Raw genomic sequence first — 17,628 nt, 5'->3', positions numbered from 1 at the left:
GCCTTCCGGCTCGCGGCCCCGCTGTCTTGCCTCGAAACGTGACACACCCTGTCAATTTCCCCCCTGGCTTCCGAGACGTTTGGAGACAAATGATGCGCTGGACCCTATTGGCGGCGTGGTTGACGTTGTGTCTGGTGGTTTCGCCGGGTTGCGGTGGCGGCGATGACCTCGTGCGGCAATCCGCGGGCGGTGTCGGGGACACGGGCAGTGGCAGGGAGACGGGTGTTGTCGGGGATGCCGGCACCGGGGTGGATGCCGGCACAGGGGTGGATGCCGGATCGCCGCTGCCGGTGATCACGCGCTTTGTCGTCACTCCGTCGCAAATCGAGAGGGGGCAGCGCGCGGTGTTGGAGTGGCAGGTCGCGGACGCGACGGAAGTGCGGATTGAACCGGACTTCGGCGTCGGCGCCGTGAAGAGCTCCTCGCTCTCGGTGCTGCCTTCCGTGACGACGACCTATTTCTCGGTGTGGCCTTCCGTGACGACGACCTACCGGCTGACGGCCCTGGGCGAGGGGGGACGCACCACGGCGACGGTGACGGTGGTGGTGACCGAGCCGCCCCAGGCCTGGGATTCCATGAGCTGGGGGAACGAACTGCCGGACGGCTACAACTCGGACGTCTACCGGTGGTTGGATTCCAAGGGCGAGCGGCGGACGGCGGTGCTCACCCGCAACGACGCCAAGGATCCCGGTGGAACCTACGGCGGCATGCTGCGGCAGTTCCGCTACGGCTCGGGAGCGAAGGCGCGTGTCGCCACCGGCACGGGCGCCAGCAGTGGAGTCGTGAAATACAATGGGTGGGGCTACGTGGTGAGCCATTACGGAAGCGGTAACTCCCTGGTGGCCCGTTCCGCGGACGTCACGGGCCAGTACCGTCAGGTCCTCATGGGCCGGCATCACGCCCTCCACGAGTTCTCCTGGAACCTGCTCTTCAACGATGGCACCACGCAGACGCCCAGATGGGTCCCCGTGAAGACCACGGTGCAGTGGTTCTTCGCCACGGGACACGACCATCCGGTCTACGCCATCACCTTCGACAGCAGCGCGGCGCTCCCACAGGGGTTGAGTACCCAGCCGGACTCCCGTACCCCTTACGGGGACATCGCCTGGGATGGGGATGGCACCCTGGCCACGGTGGATGGCGTGAAGTGGGGAGACAAGTATCAGTTCTACACCCGGGACGAGCCCTTCACGTCCGCGAGCCGGTGGGATTACAAGACGCCCAACGTGGTGCCCTACGCCTCGGCGTATTCCCGGAGCGCCGACGCGGAGATGGGCATCGTGCAAACCCTTTCCTGGGTGCAACACAACACGGGAGGGAGCTGGCTCAACAACAACTGGGGCAAGGACTCCGAGACCCAGATCGACGGCGATCCGGCCGACAACTGGGTGATGCCCGCCAACTGGAACTGGCCCTACCAGCTCTGCCAATACGAGATGAAGCTCAACCAGACGACCACCAGCAAGCGTGTCGCCTGGGGGTTGATGTCCGGCGCCGTGGGCCGCGCCTCCTATTGGGGGTATGGCTACGAGAAGCAGTGGTCGAGCCTGCCCTACCACAGCTACTCCGTCTTCACGGTGCTCGGACGGCCCAGTGAGGGGGCGGTCCAGGCGCAGATCTCCGAAGTGGAACGCGCGCTCAAGGCGCTGCCCTCCGCGAGCCGTGGCCAGGTGGTGGCGTATGGGCCGGGTGGCGTGGCCCGCGCCGACAGTGAGAAGTACGCCGTGCCCGGCTACAACGGCGTCTACGGCGTCCACGAGTTCAAGGCGGACACGGATGGAAGCTTCTCCGTGAGTCTGAACGCCGCGGGCGGCGCGCTGCACAACCCCATCTTCCTCATCCGCGACATGTACGCGCCGCTCTCGCGCCTCACGTTGGATGGCGTGGCCTTGAGGGCGGACGTGGACTACTTCGCGTCCTACGATGACGCCTCGAAGCGGGTGTGGATCACGCTCAACCGGGAGTGGAGCGGCGGCCACACCCTGAGCAACCTCCCCATCGGTCCGTGACGGGGTAGGGGACGCTCCGGCATGCTCGCCGGAGCATGCGTCCCCTGGAGGTCCCGTTGGTCGAGATCGAGAGCGTCGTGGCATTCGAGCAGCACCTGGCGGCTGGCAAGAGCCTCGCCAACGTCATCCTCCAGGGGATGGATCTGACGGGCCAGGGCCGCGCGCTGTTGGACGCGGACCTGACCGGCACCGTCTTCCTGGGCTGTCTGCTCGACAAGGACACCCTGGCGGCGGTGGGCGCGCGGGGTGCCATGATCTTCCCGCCCTTCTCGGGGCTGCCCTATTGCCCCTACCGGCCACAGCTCTACACCCCGGAGGAGTTGTACGCGGGGTTCGATCCGGCGCGTCCGGAGAGCTACGCGGACACGCCCGATGCGCGCATCTACGCCCACTGGAACTCGAGGGGAGGCGCCCACCCCCCGTCGATGCTGGAGGCACTGGCGCAGCGGCTCCATGATCAGGCCATCTCCGATGCGCTGGAGGAGGCGCTCGTCCACGAGGGCAAGCCCCGCCGGGTGGTGGCCATCATGGGCGGACACTCCATGCTCCGGGGACAGCCCGACTACCGCGCGGTGGTGGAGCTGGCGCGCGAGCTGGCGCGCCAGGGCTTCTTCCTGGTGAGTGGCGGCGGTCCGGGCGCCATGGAAGCCACGCATCTGGGCGCGTGGTTCTCCGGACGGAGCGACGCGGAGTTGGACGCCGCGCTCGAGGTGCTCGCCCTGGCGCCGGCCTACACCCACCGCGAGTGGCTCTCCCGGGCCTTCGAGGTGTGCGCCACCTGGCCGCTCCGGCACGAGGATCGCCTCCGGGCCGACAGCCTGGGCATTCCCACCTGGCTCTATGGCCATGAGCCCCCCAACCCCTTCGCCACGCGCATCGCCAAGTACTTCGCCAACAGCGTGCGGGAAGAGGGGCTGCTCACCATCGCGCGCTGGGGCGTCGTCTACTCGCCCGGCAGCGCGGGCACCGTCCAGGAGATCTTCCAGGACGCCTGCCAGAACCACTACAACACCGTGGGAGTCATCAGCCCGATGATCTTCCTGGGCCGTGAGTTCTGGACCCGCACCCGGCCCGTCTACCCCCTGCTGGCGCAGCTCGCCGAGGGGCATGAGTACGCGCGCTACCTGCTGCTCACCGACTCCCGGGAGGACATCGTCCGGGCGCTCGTGGACTTCGCGCGGGAGTTCGAGGCCCGCACCCCGCGGGGTTGAGTCATTTCCCAGTCATGACGAGCTTCACGGCCACGCGGGCCCGTTGCGCCTGGTGGGCGGGGCGCCGGGCTCAATTCCGGCGCGTCGCCGCTTCCTGGAGGTTGGACTCGAGCTTCCGGGCCTGCGCGACCATGGGGTCCCCCGGAGGGGCCTCGCGCTGGATGCGGCGCGCCAGCTCGAGCGCGCGCTCCGGGTGGCCGAGCTTCGTGTGGGCGAGCGCCAGGTTGTAGTGGACGAGCCACTCCCCCGGCGGCACCAGCGTGAGCGCCTTCTCCAGCAGCGGAAGGGCCTCGGCGTTCTTGTCCCGCGCGTTCATCTGCAGCAGCAGCCCCGCGAGGTTGGCCAGGGGCTTCCATTGGCTCGGGGCGAGCGCGATGGCCTCGCGATAGGCCTGCTCGGCGTCCTGCTCGAGGGGCACCGCGTCGAAGAGGTTGCCCAGGTGGAACCACGCCTGCCAGTTCTTCGGGTCGCGCCGCAACAGCTCGCGCGCCGCGGACTCGCTCTTCTCGAAGTCCCTCGCCTGGAGCGCCAGGTGGGCCAGATTGAGCCAGCCCTGCGCATGGTCCGGCACGAGCCGCAGCTCGCGCTCCACGTAGGCGATGGCGCCCGGGGTGTCCGAGAGCATCATCGCCGCCGCGAGCGCCTTCTCCAGCAGCGCCGGATGGTCGCCACAGGCGGCGAGTGCCTGATCGAGCACCTCTCGCGCCGGCTTGTACTCCCCGGCCGCGAAGCGCACGTCGGCGAGCGTGGCCCAGGCATCCAGCGAGCGCGGGGCCAGGGTGGTGGCCCGCTCGAGCGCCCGGAGCGCGTTCGCGTACTGGCCCGCCTGTTTGTAGGCGATGCCCAGCGCGGAGAAGCCGTCGGGGTTGCGCGGCTCGAGCTCGGTGGCCTGGAGGAGCGGCGCGAGCGCCTCGGCGGGACGTCCCGACGCGGCGAGCAGCCGCCCGTAGTTGTACTGGCACAGGAAGACCGAGGGCGACAGGGCCACGGCCTCGCGCAGATGGTCCAGCGCCATCTCCTCGTCGCCTTGTGCCTCGTGCACCAGTCCCAGCAGGGCCCAGGCGAGGCCCAGGTTCGGCCCCAGGCGCATGGCCGCGGTGGCGTGCACGCGCGCGCTGTCGAGCTGCCCCGTGAGCAGGCTGATGCGCGCGAGGCCCAGGTAGACATCGGTGAGGCACGGATTGCGCTCGAGCACCTGCTCGTAGCGCTCGGCCGCGTCCTTCAAGTCTCCCGCCGCCAGGCGCGCCTCCGCCTGCCGCAACTGGGTCCTCGTCCCGGCGGCGGTGCCCGCGCGCTCCTCGTGCTCGCGGAACAGCTGCTTCGCCTCCTCGTAGTTGCCCGCCCTCAGTTGCTCATACCCACGTCGCTGGAGATCACTCTGGGTCATGGGGCGGAACTTCCCTCGGGATGGGGCTGAATCAGAAGCCGAAGAAGTCGGCGACCTTGTCCTTCGCGTCGTTCACGGCGTTCTTGGCGCCGTCCACGACGGCCTTGGCGTCATCCATGCCGAGCTTGCCGTCGCCATTGGCATCCGCCACCTTGACGGCCGTGTTCTTGGCCATGTTGCCAATCTGCTTGACGTCGACCTCCACGGTGCCCGAGGCGCCCGCGCCGAGGCCCACCGCCGCGCCCAGACCGCCGCCAATCTTGAGCTTGCCGTCCTCGTAGCCGATGACGCCGGTGGCCTTGGCCTCGGCGCCCGCGCTGGCGTACGCGTCCACCTTCACGGAGAAGGGACCCGCGGAGGCCTTGATCTCCGCCTCGGCCTTGGCGACGGCGGAGGCGCCCGCGCTGCCCTCGGCGATGGCCGTGGGCGGGTTGCGCGTGACCTTGACCGTGCCCTGGGCCTCGGCGGACAGCTCGGCGGAGGCGCGCACCTTGCCCTCGACGGCGGCGTTCACGTCCACGCCCGCCACCTTCACGCTCTTCGTCGCCACCTTGCCGGTGGCGGACGCCTCGACCGAGGCGCTCGCGCCGACGCGCCCCGTGGCCTCCAGGCCATTGAGGTTGAGCTTGGCGTTGCCGTCCACGCCCGCCTTGGCCTCCGCCTTGGCGCCGGCGGTGTAGGACGCCTCGCCGTACTTGCCCTTCGTCTCGCCCTTCGTCTCGGCGTAGACGCCCGCCTTGGCCTCGCGCTTGTAGGAGGCGTTCAGGCCATCGGTGCCGACGCTGAAGCTCTGCGAGCCCGAGGTGCCCACGCGCGAGCCCACGAAGGAGTTGGGATCCTTCGAGGTGTTGTGCTCGGTGACGTTGTTGAACTCGCTCTTCCACTCCTTCTTGGCGCCCGCCTGGGCCAGCAGATCCCCTCCCTGCTGCACCGTGCCCAGCCGGTCCTTCTTGGTGAAGCTGTCGTCCGCGGTGCTCGGCCGGATCTGCCGCTCGCGGGTGACGTTGTGCTGGGTGTTGAAGGGGGTGTTCTTGCGCTCCGTCGTCCGGCCCAGGGAGAACGCATCGGCCGTGAACGACTGGTTGTCGCGCACCGTGCGCTCGGTGCCACCGGAGCGCGTGGTGGACTGGGTGGTGGTCGTATTGCCGGACGTGGTGGCCGTCGAGGTGCCCTGGGTCCAGGCGCGGTTGCCGCGCGAGTCGGTGGTGGTCGAGCGGGACGTCGTCTCGGAGCGCTCGCCCTGGGTCACCTGGCGGCTCTCGGCGCGGGTGTCCTTCTGGTTGCCGCGGGAGTCGACGGTCGTCGTGCGCGACCGGGTCTGCTTCACGTCGCCGCGCTCGAAGGACGACTCGCGCTGGTGGGAGGACTGCGTGCGGCCGAACGCGTCGGTGCGCGCCGAGTACGTGTTCGTGGTCTGCCGGCCGCCCGTCGTCGAGTTCGTGGTGAACTTGAGCTGTGAGCCGCTGAACCGGCCCTGGGCGGTGGTGAGCTCCTGGCTCCGCGTGGTCTGCCCGCGCGTGTTCGACTGCGAGCGCGTCACCGAGCCGTCCCGGTTGGTGGCGATCGTCGCCCGGGGCGAGCGGGCCAGGCGCCGCATGTCGTTGCGCGCCCCCGAGCTGAAGCGGGAGGTGTTCTGCGCCTGCGACTCGAAGCTGTCCCGGCGCTGCGCGGGGGCCTGGGCCGGCCGCGGCTCGGTCCTGGGCGCCGCCGGGGGCGCGGTGTGGGTCGTCGACGGGGAGCGGGAGGACCGGGTGGACCGGGTATTTCCGTTGTCGATGCGCACCGCGGTACTCTCCTTGAGAAGCGTTTTCTAAGTTATCGGGAACTCTCACGCGGTGTTGCGTGGGGGGTGCGTTTTTTCCCGAAACCTGGGAGGACCGGCTCGCTCAGGCGCGGATGTAGCCGAGCGCCAGATCGAAGATCATCATCTCCAGCCGCTCGCGATCCTCCTCGCTCACGTCCTCGAAGGAGAAGGAGACGCGCCGGGGATCCTTCTCGCCGGGCGCCCGGGCGACGATCCGCGCACGCCCCACCACGGGCGCCTCGTTCTCTCCTGGCAGCCACAGCACGAATCCCCCCTGGCCTCCCGCGTCCGGCGGCTGGGTGAGCGTGCAGGAGAAGCCCCCCGAGGAGAGGTCCAGGGTGCGGCTGCGCAGGGGCGCCTCGCGGAAGCACACGTCCACGGGCAGGCCCTTGGGGACCCGGAAGGTGCGCCGGGCGCTGCTCCCCTTCACCGCCGTCTGTCCCTGCGCCTTGAGGAGCGTGCGCGCCAGTTGCTCCCGGTCTTCCAGGTAGCGCGTGTACTCCTCGCTGGTGAGGAGCTTGCGGCGCGCGCGCTCGTGCAGGTTGCGGAAGTTCGCCAGCCAGGCGGAAAAGTCCATGAACCCATTGTACCCGGCTCTTTCCGTCGCGCCTCTCCAGGTCCCGGTTTTCCCGTGAAACGCCCGTCACCGGGAGGCGAACAGATAGCGCTTTTCCGGGATTTATGGGTTGATAGGATAGTCAATCAAAAGTTCTGGGGCTCCCCGTCCCTCTTCCGGGGAGCACGAGGAGACGTGCATGAAGATCGTGGTGGATTGGGATCGCTGTGAGGCCAACGGGGTGTGCGTGCGCGCGGCGCCGACGTCTTTCTCATTGGATGAGAAGGATCAGCTGCACGTGCTCGCGGAGACGGTGACCCCCGAGCGGCGAGCCCAGGTGGAGCAGGCGGTGCGCGAGTGCCCGAAGCAGGCGCTGTCGCTGCTCGAGGACTGAGCCCGGAGCCCCGTCCGCAACCCGCTTTCCGTACCCCAGTGTTTCAGGAGGCAGTTCATGTCGCTCGAGGCAACGAAGCAGAATTCTCAGGCCGTGTCGTTCAATCCCCAGACCCCCGGCTACGACGTCAATCCCTACCCCATGCTCGAGGAGCTGCGCACGAAGACGCCGCTCGTCTATTGGGAGCAGGGCCGCGGCTGGCTGCTGTCGCGGTATGAGGACGCCATCGCCGTGCTGCGCGACGCCAAGCGCTTCACCCCCAACAGGGACCTGTGGGAGTTCGCCTCGGCGCTGGGCAACGCGGCGATGATTCCCGAGCTGGCGGAGCTGAACCGCACGGGGCTGTTCGCGCTCTCCGGCACGGACCATGCCCGGGTTCGCAAGCTCGTCAGCCCGGCGCTCACCCCGCGCGCCATCGAGCGGCTGAAGCCGGAAGTCCAGGCGCTCATCGACGAGGTGATCAACGAGGCGGCGGTCAAGGGCACCATCAACGTGGTCAGCGATATCGCGGACCGCATCCCCGCGCGGGTGATCGGCTCCATGCTGAAGATTCCCAAGGGGCGCGAGACGCTGTTCCAGCGCTTCACGGAGGCGTCGATCAAGAACTTCCTGCCCGGCATGCTGCGCGCGGAGGAGATCGAGGGCCTGCGCACCGACATCCGCGAGGGCATCGACCTGGTGCGCGAGACGATCGAGGACCGGCGCAAGAATCCCCTGCCGGACGACATCCTCACCACGCTCATCCAGACGGAGGAGCAGGGGGACCGGCTGAGCACCAATGAGCTACTGTCGCTGGTGGCCGCGCTCATCGTGGGTGGCTTCGAGACGACGGTGCACCTGATCGGCTTCACGACGTACAACGTGCTCAACCGGCCCGAGCTGCGTGCCCAGCTCAAGACCGAGCCGGAGCTGCTCAAGAACGTCATCGAGGAGGTGCTGCGCTTCGACAACTTCGGCAAGCTCGGTGTCGCGCGCTACGCGCTCGAGGACGTGGAGCTGAGCGGGCAGACCATCAAGAAGGGGCAGATGGTGCTCATCCTGCTCAACAGCGCGCTGCGCGACGAGGCCGTCTTCCCCAAGGCCGACACCTTCGACGTGCGCCGCAACACGAACGCGAGCATCGCCTTCGGCCACGGTGTGCACTACTGCCTCGGCGCGAACCTGGCGCGGCTGGAGGTGCAGCTCGCCGTGGACACGCTCCTGCGGCGCTATCCGGACATGCAGCTCGTGAGCCCTCCCACGTTCGCTCCCCATCCGGTCATCCGCCGGATGGAGAAGCTCGAGGTCGCGCTGCGCGCGCAGTAACGGGGCCTCCTGCCCGCGCCTCCTGGTGACTGTTGTCATCAGGGGGTGGTGACTGTTGTCATCAGGGGGCATGTGTGCTCGGGGTTCGCGCGCTCGGGTGAGCGTGTGAGGTGGGGGTGGGGGTCGTTGGCACGCCAGGCGCAACGGGAGATACTTGGAAGTATTCGTCTCCCGGTTGAAGAGGCAGGCCCCCATGTCGATGAACGTCAGAACGCCTCCGTCGCCCAACTACCCCACGACGCCCAACGCCTCGTCGTCGCCGACGGCGGCCCCCCTGTCCTCGGCCAGTGCCCAGTTGACCGCGCTGGCGGTGGCGATGGAGACGCTCAAGACGGCGCTGGGCGCCCTGCCCCCGGCCGGTGGACAGGGCGCGCCGGTGCCGCAAGGGCCGGCGGGAGAGGCCCAGGCCGGCGTGTCGAGCTTCGCGCCCACGTCCGCTCCGGGCACCGTGTCGGCCGCCCAGGGCGTGCGGGGTGCTTCGGCTCCGGGTGGAGCGGATGCCGCGCTCGCGGCGACTCCGATGGGCCAGGCCCAGGGGGCCCTCGCCCAGGAGCAGCAGCGGCTGCAGAGCGAGAAGTACAACTTCCCTCCCCATATCAAGGAGGGGGCCGCTGAACACAACCAGAAGCTGGGCGAGAAGAACGCCAAGGTCCAGGAGAAGCTGGCCAAGCTGGACGCGGACATCGCCGCGGAGCGCGCGGGCGGAGGCGACAGCAAGAAGCTCAAGAAGATGGAGGAGGAGCGCACGAAGGTCGCGGGCGAGCTCAAGCCCCCGTTGAACCCGGCGAAGATCACCTCCGAGATCGACGCGGTGATGAACGATCCCCAGATTCCCGAGAAGGAGCGCAAGGGAAAGCTGGACGACATCCGCAAGAAGTACGACCTGCCGGAGCACGGCGGCTCGATGTCCATGGACACGATGACCCGCCACGTGTCCAGGAAGACCAGCGAGAGCAAGGATCGTGTGGGGGAGCTCCAGAAGTCCCACATGAAGCAGCTCGATGGGCAGATCAAGCAGGCCAAGGAGGTCTACGGAAAGGACAGTCCCCAGGTCAAGGCGCTGGAGGCGCAGAAGAAGGGCGCCGATGGCCTCTACAACCAGCAGAAGGACATGTTGGGTGCCCAGAGCGACATGCTCTGGAACTCCTTCCGCAAGGTCGGCTTCTTCGAGAAGGTCGGCAACTTCTTCAAGGGCATCGGCAATGCGATCGCGGCGCCCTTCAAGGCCATCGGCAACGTGGTCAAGGGCGTCGCCGAGGGCGTCGGCAAGCTGTTCAAGGGCGACATCGGCGGGGCCTTCAGTTCCGCGTTCGGGGGCGTCAAGAAGGGCATCGGCAACCTGGTGGATGGGGCCAAGGCGACCGTGTCCAACCTCGGCAACCTGGTCTCCTTCGTGAGTCCCAAGCTGGGGGAGAAGATCAACGGGTTCACCACCGGTCTGGTCGATGGCGTGGGCAACCTGGCCAAGGGCGCCTTCGACACCGTGACGTCCATTCCCCAGGGGCTCGCCAACGGCGCCGGGAAGCTGCTCAAGGGCGACGTGGCCGGGGCCTTCGGCGAGGTGGGCAAGGGCGTGAAGAACGCCGCGGAGACGGGCCTCAAGACGGTCAATGACGGTCTGCCCCTCATCGCCACCGCGGCGGCCTTCGTGCCGGGCCTCCAGCCCATCGCCATCCCCCTCGCCGTCGCCTCCTCGGTGAAGGGCGCGGTGGAGGCGGGTCAGCGCGGGGATGCCTTCGGCGTCGTGGCCTCGCTGGCGGGCGGTGTGGCGGGTGGCGCGGGTGCCATGGCGGCCCGAGGCGCCTCGGGCGCGGCCACGGCGGGAAGCGCGGCGGCCCGAAGCGCTCCGGCGGCGGGTGGTGGGGCGGCGGCGGCGGGAGGCGCGGCGGCCCGGACCGCGCCGGCGGCGGGTGGGGCGGCGGCGGGAGGCGCGGCGGCCCGGACCGCGCCGGCGGCGGGTGGCACGGCGGCGGCGGGTAACACGGCGGCGGGTGGTGCCGCGGCCTCGCGCTGGGAGAACGTGGCGCTTGGCGCGGGGCTCGTGGAGGCGGGTGCCAACACGGCCAAGGGCATCCAGGAGGGCGACTATTTCGGAGCCTTGGGCTCGGCGGCGGGAGGCGTGTCCAAGGGCGCGTCGGCCATGGGGGAGCGGCGCACGGCCCGGGCGAACGCGGCTCCGCAGGGCAGCGTCGCGCAGAACCAGGCCAATGCCTCGGCTGGCCGCTACAACAACGTGGCGCTCGGCGCGGACCTCGTGGGGGCCGGTGCCAACACGGCCAAGAGCCTCCAGGAGGGTGACTACTTCGGGGCGGCGGGCGCGGCGGCGGGAGGCGTGTCCAAGGGCGCGTCGGCCATGGGAGAGCGGCGCACGGCCCGGGCGAACGCGGCTCCGCAGGGCAGCGTCGCGCAGAACCAGGCCAACGCCTCGGCCGGCCGCTGGAACAACGTGGCGCTCGGCGCGGACCTCGTGGGGGCCGGTGCCAACACGGCCAAGGGCCTCCAGGACGGGGACTACTTCGGGGCGGCGAGCGCGGCGGCGGGAGGCGTGTCCAAGGGCGTCTCGGCCTTCAACAAGAAGGAGGCCACCACGCCTCCGGCCACCACCACGCCGACTCCGACGAAGCCGTAGCCCGCGGACTCCCGTCAGCCCTCGCCGGTGCGCTTGCCGGTGGGGCTCGACAGCACCCCTCCCGACAGATCTCCCGACAGCACCGCCGTGGGCTCCTCGCTCCTCGCGAAGAGGGTGCCCTCCCGCTCGGTGCCGCGTTCCGAGGGCTCCGCCGGAATCAGCTCCCGCCTGCGCGCCATCGCCTCCTGGACCAGCCGGGCCAGCGCTTCCTGGCCTTGCGGATAGGGGGCGGAGGGCCCGGTCAGCTCACACAGCTGCTCGCGCAATCTCAGCCCCCGGGACGTGCGCCGCGCCACCTTCCAATCGAGCAGCCCCATGATGGCGGCGTCCAACGCGGGGGGGATGTCCGGGCGGAAGCCCGAGGGCGGCAGGAGGAAGATGGGCGGCTCGCTGCGCATCGTGTCGGAGGCATCCTCCCCCGCGAAGACGCGCCGGCCCGTGAGGGCCTCGTGCAGCGTGAGGCCGAGCGCGAAGAGATCCGCGCGCCCATCGAAGGACTCCCCGCGGGCCTGCTCCGGGGCCAGGTAGCCCAGCTTGCCGCGGACGCGATCCGCCCGGGTGAGGCGCACATGGATGGCCGCGCGGGCCACGCCGAAGTCCCCCAGCTTCACCTCGCCGATGCGCGACAGCAGGATGTTGGGCGGATTCACGTCCCGGTGCACGAGGTTGAGCGGGGTGCCGTCGCTCGCGGTGCGCCGGTGCACGTAGTCGAGCGCCTGGCCCATCTCCGCCCCGATGAGGGCCACCGCGGCGGGTGGCAGGGGGCCGCACAGCTTGAGCAACTCGCGCAGGGACACCCCCTCGATGTGCTCCATGGCCATGAAGTAGGTGTCCTCGAAGCGGCCCACGTCGAGCACCTGGACGATGTTGGGGTGGTTGAGCAGCGACACCAGCTCCGCCTCGCGCCGGAACAGCGTCACGAAGTCCTTGTCCTCGGCATAGGCCGGGAGGATGCGCTTGATGGCCACCACCTTCTCGAAGCCGCCCTCGGGGCTGTAGGTGGCGCGGAACACCTCCGCCATGCCGCCCACGCCGATGCGCTCGTGCAGGAAGTACTTGCCCAGCAAGTCCTTGGCGCGGATGGCGCGCAGGGCCTCCTCGGCCTTGCGCATGAGGTGGCTGGCCACGAGCGCCGCCATCCACCCGGTGATGAAGTAGTAGGCGGCGCGCTGCCCCATGAGCGCTGGCGTGAACATCAGCGGAATGGGCTCGCTCAGCCGGGGCAGGGCGACGAAGTAGTAGAGCGCCAGCATCTCCGCGGCCACCAGCCCGCCCGCGAAGAGCGCCAGCTTGAGGTTGGAGCGCAACGCTGCGAGCACGATGATGGCGCTCCACAGCACCGCCGACGGGTTGGACAGGGCCTGCTCGGCGTCCGCGAAGACGATGTCGAAGACGAAGAGCGCCCCGACGGCGGTGTTCTCCAGGCAGACGTTGAACCAGCAGATGGCCGGATGGAACCAGCCTCGCCTGAGCACCCGGTAGAGCAGCGCGTAGTAGCCGGAGTAGCCCGCGCACATGACCACGACGCACATGGCCCGCGGCCAGCCGAGCAGGTTCCCGAGTCCCAGCCCCGAGAGCAGGAAGACCAGGGTCACCACGCTGTTGAACTTCGCCACGGAGGTTTCCCGGGCGGCGGCATCCGTCCGGAAATGCTCGGCGAGCAGCTTGCTGCCGAGGGGCGCGACGTGTCCTGAGCGGTTGGAGGAGAGCATGGACCGCCCCATTGTCTTGCAGCACGCCCGCCAAGGCGAATCCCCGGCCCCACTTCTCCAGTCAGGGACGGCCGCCTACCCTGGACACGAGGGGGTCGGATGACTCGCCCCCACCGCCACGAGCCGGTGGAGGGCCTTCAGTGCGCCGTGGATCACGCTCCGGGTGAAATGTGATGGGCAGCGCGGCGGTACTCCATCGGGTTTTCGCATGTTTTGATAAAAAGCGGTGAGAGCGTTCCCGAACAGAGAGGCGATAGCGGGGTGAAAGTGAGCCTTGGCGCGCCCTTCATGAACGACAGACAGTTGGGAGTGACTCGCCTGCGTGTCTGAACGACATTCACCGCGAGAGCGGTAGGCTTGGCGAACCCTGACGGTATGGCTGTTTTCTTCCTCTGTGCATGGAAGGTCACCAGCCGTCAGCAGACGAGGTACAATTGGTTTGTTGAACTTCCCTCTTCATGCTCGGTCTACCCCATGGTGAATACTCCAATCCGGTCGCGATTCGTGGGTCTTGCCCTCGTCTCGCTTGTGTTGTCTCTCGCGGCCTGTACTCCTCCGATTGACGTGGATCCCCAGGATCCGGACTCTGGCACGCCGCCCACGAACTGTGACGGTGGCACCTGCCCCGTCGACCCGGGCCCTGGTGGCCGGTGTGGAGATGGGCAGAAGACGGGCAACGAGGCCTGTGACGATGGCAATACGGTGAGCGGAGACGGTTGCGTCGCCAACTGCGCGAACATCGAGTCGGGCTACGTGTGCGAGACCCCGGGCGCTCCCTGTGTCCGGGCGGTGGCCTGCGGCGATGGCAGGGTCGAGGGCGGTGAGACGTGCGACGATCGCAATACCGCGAGCGGCGATGGCTGTACTGCCAATTGCACGGTGGAGCCTGGCTGGAACTGCCCGCAGAGCGGCGGGCGCTGCCAGGCGGCCAAGTGCGGTGATGGCATCGTCGCCGGTGACGAGGAGTGCGAGGACGGCAACGCCAAGGCGGGGGATGGATGCAATACCGTCTGCCGCCTGGAGGCTGGGTACAAGTGCGACACCGTCGGTAAGCCTTGCACGAAGACCGTCTGTGGCGACAAGGTTCGCGAGGGCACCGAGCAGTGTGACGATGGCAACAACGACATGGGCGATGGGTGCTCGCCCCTGTGCGTGCGCGAGCCCAATTGCAATCGCGACGGCATCTGCCAGGCGGTGTGTGGCGATGGCGTGATCCTCCCCGGGACGAACGAGAAGTGCGATGACGGCAATACCCGCTCCAACGATGGTTGCTCGGCGGATTGCTCGCATGAGGAGGATGGCTTCGTGTGCGATGTCATCAAGAGCTCGCCCCCGGACAAGGTTGAAATCCCCTTCGTCTTCCGTGACTTCCGCGGCTGGGATCTGGCGGCCAACGCCACCCTCGGTCTGCCGAGGGGCCATGAAGACTTCGAGAACGCCAACGGCGGCGAGACGGGAATCCTGGGCGCCCTGTACACCAGCCAGTTGGGCAGCGATGGCAAGCCCGTGCTCGTCAAGAAGACGGGCAGTTCCACCACGCATGGTGAGACGGCGTTCAATCAGTGGTACCGGGACACGCCGAACGTCAACATCACGGTGGTCAAGACGCTCCCCCTGCCCAAGAAGACGGACGGCTCTGGCGCCTACGAACTCGACGACACGACCTTCTTCGAGCTCGACGGTCTGGGGTGGGTGGCGAAGGGGACCCAGTACGAGCCCGCGCGCAGTGGCGGCCACAACTTCAACTTCACGAGCGAGGCACGCTACTGGTTCGAGTACAAGGGCGGCGAGAAGCTGACCTTCCGTGGTGACGACGACGTGTGGGTGTTCATCAATGGCCGTCTGGCGCTCGACATCGGCGGCGTGCATGGGCCCGAGGAGCAGTCCATCACCCTGGACACCACCATGGCCAACAACCTCAAGCTGGTGAAGGGCCGCATCTACGAGGTCGTGGTGTTCCAGGCCGAGCGCCACACCACGGGCTCCAACTACCGGCTCACGCTCAACGGCTTCACCACGACGCGCACCGAGTGCCGCGCCACCTGTGGCAACAAGGTCGTCGACGCGGGCGAGGAGTGCGACGACGGTATCAACGCCGGTGGCTACAACCAGTGCGCCCGTGGGTGCGTCTGGGGTCCGCGCTGTGGTGACAAGGTCATCCAGAGGGACATGGGCGAGACGTGCGACGATGGCAACAACAAGAGCGGCGACGGCTGCAGCAGCACCTGCAAGTTCGAGAACAATTAGTCCACTGAGTCCGTGAGCGAGGCCGCTCGGGAGCGCTGACTCCCGGGCGGCCTTCGTCTAACCCGCCGCCTCGCTCGTGCGCCGGGAGAGGACCAGGAGGGCCGCGAGCACCAGGGCCGCCGCGACACTCGCCTGGAGTCCCGAGGACAGGCCGGGGTCCGTGAATTCGAAGTCGACCTGGTGGGGGCCCTCGGGCACCTCGATGCCCATGAGCGCGCCATTGACGGTCAGCACGGGCGCCTCGTCCCCATCCACCGTGGCGGTCCACCCCGGGTAGCTCGTGGTCGCGAGGACGAGGAAGGTGCCACCCACGCCCGCCACCACCCGCGCCCGCGCGCTCCGGGGACCGAGCTCCACCGCGTCCACCTGGGCGGGCCCGTACGTCCTCGACGTCCCTCCCTCCACGGCGACGTTCTGGAGTCCGTCGACGCTTCCCGTGCTCAGCGCCCGGAGGGCCTCGCTCTGGTCGGGCACCGCGGTGGTGCGCGAGGCCGTGCGCAGGCGCGGGGGACACCCGCTCAGCCGCTTCACGTCGAGCCGGTCCGGCCCCTGGAGGACGCTCACCAGGCCCTCGCTGGGGTTGGACTGGGGCGCGGACGAGGTCATCCACAAGCACGCCCCATACAGCCGCCCCACCAGCTCGGGGCGCGCGGCGAGCACGTCCATGAAGGCCCGATAGCGCCACAGCTCCACCGCGCCGTAGCTCGTCACCTCCTCCAGGCCGAACACACCGGCCAGGTTGCTCTTGAGCGTCGCCAGCTCGTAGTGGCGCAGGTGGATGAGTCCCTCGAGCGTGCGGCTCGGCGGGGCGTTGGCCTTGAGCGGCTTGTCCTGGCGGAACAGCCGCGTGGGCGGCGAGCCCACCTCCTCGCGCAGCCGTCCGACAATCTCCGGCTCGCGGTAGAGCGAGGTGGGGCCCACGAACACCGTCACCCGCGCCGTCCAGAGCAGATCCCCCGCCACCAGCAGGAGCAGGGCCGCGGGGAGCGCGCGGTGGGTGGGGTGGCGCGCCGCCAGCGCCGCGAGCGCGAGCATGCCGAGCAGGAAGCACAGCGAGGTGCCCAGGGCGCGGGCCGCGAGCCCGGCGATGACCTCATGGTGCGAGCCGTCCCCGGTGGCCAGCCCCATCAGGCCGGTGGCCCAGGACACGGCGGTGGAGGGCAGGGCCCCGGTGAACCCGAGCAGGGCCACGAGCAGCAGGGCCCCCACGCTGAGCCCGGCCAGCCGGCGCCGCGAGACTCCGGTGAGCACGGCCCTCGCCCCGGACGCGGCGAGCCCCGCGCACCCGAGCGCCACCAGGACGACGTACTTCTCCGGGTAGCGGAAGAAGCTCAGCGGGGGCGCGGCGAGCAGGAAGGACAGCGGGGACTTCTGGCCCAGGGCGAGCAGCACGCCCACGGCGCACAGGGTGAGCGCGAAGCCGGAGAAGCGCTCGCGCCGCGTGCCCAGCACGGCGAGCACGAGCACGGTGATGCCCAGGTAGACGCTCAGCGCGAAGGGCACGGAGCTGGGTCCGCGGATCATGCTCCAGGCCCAGAACTGGGGCTGCCCCAGGTACTCCCCGAAAGGGTAGGGGAAGGCGAACTCGAGCAGCCGGGGCGGAGGCAGGTTCCAGCTTCCCAGATAGGTGGGGGCGTCGGTGCCCCGCGTCGACTCCGTGAGCAGCCAGAGCGTGGGGAACACCTGGACGCCAGCGAGCATCAGGCCGAGCGCGCCGGCTCCCGAGAGCGCCACCAGTTGAGGCCGGCGCTCGGCGAACCAGGCGACGTGCGCCGCGGACGCGAGGGCCGAGTAGAGCGCGGACTGGGGATCTCCCGAGAGCAGCTGGAGGGCGATGAGCACCGCGAGCACCGCGAGCTTGCGCAGGGGCACGAGCCCGGACTGGAGCGTGACGAGCACCCACGGCATCCAGGCCAGTCCGAGCATCAGCGGGCCGGCGTTGCACAGGCCGGCGACGTAGCCGGACAGGCCGAAGGCGAGCGCGCCAGTGAGCGCGGCGGGGCGCTCGAAGCCCTTGCCCCGGAGGAAGGTGTACAGCCCGAGCTGACCCACGAAGTGGTGGAGCACGAGCAGCAGCGCGTAGGCGGTGGGGAAGGAGAGGAGGGCGAAGAGGAGGTTGGGCGGGTAGAGCACGCCCGAGTGGATGTCCGCGAGGAAGGGCAGTCCGCCCTGGTGGAAGGGGTTCCACTGGGGCACCACCCCGAGCCGCCAGTGCGTGGCCTGCATGGGCCAGTAGTAGTGCAGCACGTCGCGGAAGAAGAACGCGCGGCCTGGCAGCAGCCCCTCGCCGAAGAGGGTCAGGGAGGCGAGCAGCAACACGCCGGAAGCGGGGACGCGGGCGGAGGCCCGGGGCGGAAGGACGGCCATTGCCGAC

At 69.2% G+C, this 17,628-nt stretch carries 11 protein-coding genes; 6 read left to right on the top strand and 5 right to left on the bottom strand.

Going from position 1 to position 17,628, the window contains the following annotated elements; all coding sequences use genetic code 11:
- The first annotated feature begins 89 nt into the window (after positions 1-89).
- The gene (locus F0U63_RS41775) at positions 90-2,009 is read left to right on the top strand and encodes a hypothetical protein (protein WP_395839487.1); all 1,920 of its coding nucleotides are present in this window, start codon (positions 90-92) and stop codon (positions 2,007-2,009) included.
- Between the two features lie 56 nt (positions 2,010-2,065).
- Positions 2,066-3,220: an LOG family protein gene (locus F0U63_RS41770; protein ID WP_395839485.1), complete on the top strand. Its 1,155-nt coding sequence runs from the start codon at positions 2,066-2,068 to the stop codon at positions 3,218-3,220.
- 70 nt (positions 3,221-3,290) lie between these two features.
- On the opposite strand, the gene F0U63_RS41765 is transcribed toward F0U63_RS41770, so the two are convergent.
- The 3 genes from F0U63_RS41765 to F0U63_RS41755 all read right to left on the bottom strand — a co-directional run bounded on the left by F0U63_RS41765 (position 3,291) and on the right by F0U63_RS41755 (position 6,988).
- The gene (locus F0U63_RS41765) at positions 3,291-4,607 is read right to left on the bottom strand and encodes a tetratricopeptide repeat protein (protein WP_395839483.1); all 1,317 of its coding nucleotides are present in this window, start codon (positions 4,605-4,607) and stop codon (positions 3,291-3,293) included.
- 31 nt (positions 4,608-4,638) lie between these two features.
- On the bottom strand, positions 4,639-6,390 hold the full coding sequence (locus F0U63_RS41760) for a hypothetical protein (protein ID WP_395839481.1): 1,752 nt from the start codon (positions 6,388-6,390) through the stop codon (positions 4,639-4,641).
- A 103-nt stretch (positions 6,391-6,493) separates the two neighbouring features.
- Complete coding sequence (locus tag F0U63_RS41755; RefSeq protein WP_395839479.1) at positions 6,494-6,988, bottom strand: PilZ domain-containing protein; 495 nt, start codon at positions 6,986-6,988, stop codon at positions 6,494-6,496.
- 178 nt (positions 6,989-7,166) lie between these two features.
- Between F0U63_RS41755 and F0U63_RS41750 the strand changes: the two genes are divergently transcribed.
- The 3 genes from F0U63_RS41750 to F0U63_RS41740 all read left to right on the top strand — a co-directional run bounded on the left by F0U63_RS41750 (position 7,167) and on the right by F0U63_RS41740 (position 11,295).
- Positions 7,167-7,361: a ferredoxin gene (locus F0U63_RS41750; protein ID WP_395839477.1), complete on the top strand. Its 195-nt coding sequence runs from the start codon at positions 7,167-7,169 to the stop codon at positions 7,359-7,361.
- Between the two features lie 57 nt (positions 7,362-7,418).
- Positions 7,419-8,666 carry a cytochrome P450 gene (locus F0U63_RS41745; RefSeq protein WP_395839475.1) on the top strand — a complete coding sequence of 416 codons (1,248 nt, stop codon included), beginning with the start codon at positions 7,419-7,421 and terminating at the stop codon, positions 8,664-8,666.
- Positions 8,667-8,859: 193 nt separating this feature from the next.
- A complete protein-coding gene (locus F0U63_RS41740; protein WP_395839473.1) occupies positions 8,860-11,295 on the top strand; it encodes a hypothetical protein in 2,436 nt (811 codons plus the stop codon).
- Positions 11,296-11,309: 14 nt separating this feature from the next.
- Here the strand turns inward: F0U63_RS41740 and F0U63_RS41735 are convergent, their stop codons facing one another.
- Positions 11,310-13,007 carry a serine/threonine-protein kinase gene (locus F0U63_RS41735; RefSeq protein ID WP_395839471.1) on the bottom strand — a complete coding sequence of 566 codons (1,698 nt, stop codon included), beginning with the start codon at positions 13,005-13,007 and terminating at the stop codon, positions 11,310-11,312.
- 474 nt (positions 13,008-13,481) lie between these two features.
- Between F0U63_RS41735 and F0U63_RS41730 the strand changes: the two genes are divergently transcribed.
- Complete coding sequence (locus F0U63_RS41730) at positions 13,482-15,254, top strand: DUF4215 domain-containing protein (RefSeq protein ID WP_395839469.1); 1,773 nt, start codon at positions 13,482-13,484, stop codon at positions 15,252-15,254.
- 57 nt (positions 15,255-15,311) lie between these two features.
- Here F0U63_RS41730 and F0U63_RS41725 read toward each other — a convergent pair whose 3' ends face one another.
- On the bottom strand, positions 15,312-17,621 hold the full coding sequence (locus F0U63_RS41725; protein WP_395839467.1) for a YfhO family protein: 2,310 nt from the start codon (positions 17,619-17,621) through the stop codon (positions 15,312-15,314).
- Between the last annotated feature and the right edge of the window lie 7 nt (positions 17,622-17,628).

It is taken from the genome of Cystobacter fuscus (assembly GCF_044360685.1).
Lineage (GTDB): Bacteria > Myxococcota > Myxococcia > Myxococcales > Myxococcaceae > Cystobacter > Cystobacter fuscus_C.
Note: the sequence above shows the minus strand (reverse complement) of the source record. Positions and strands in the feature narration are given on the sequence as shown.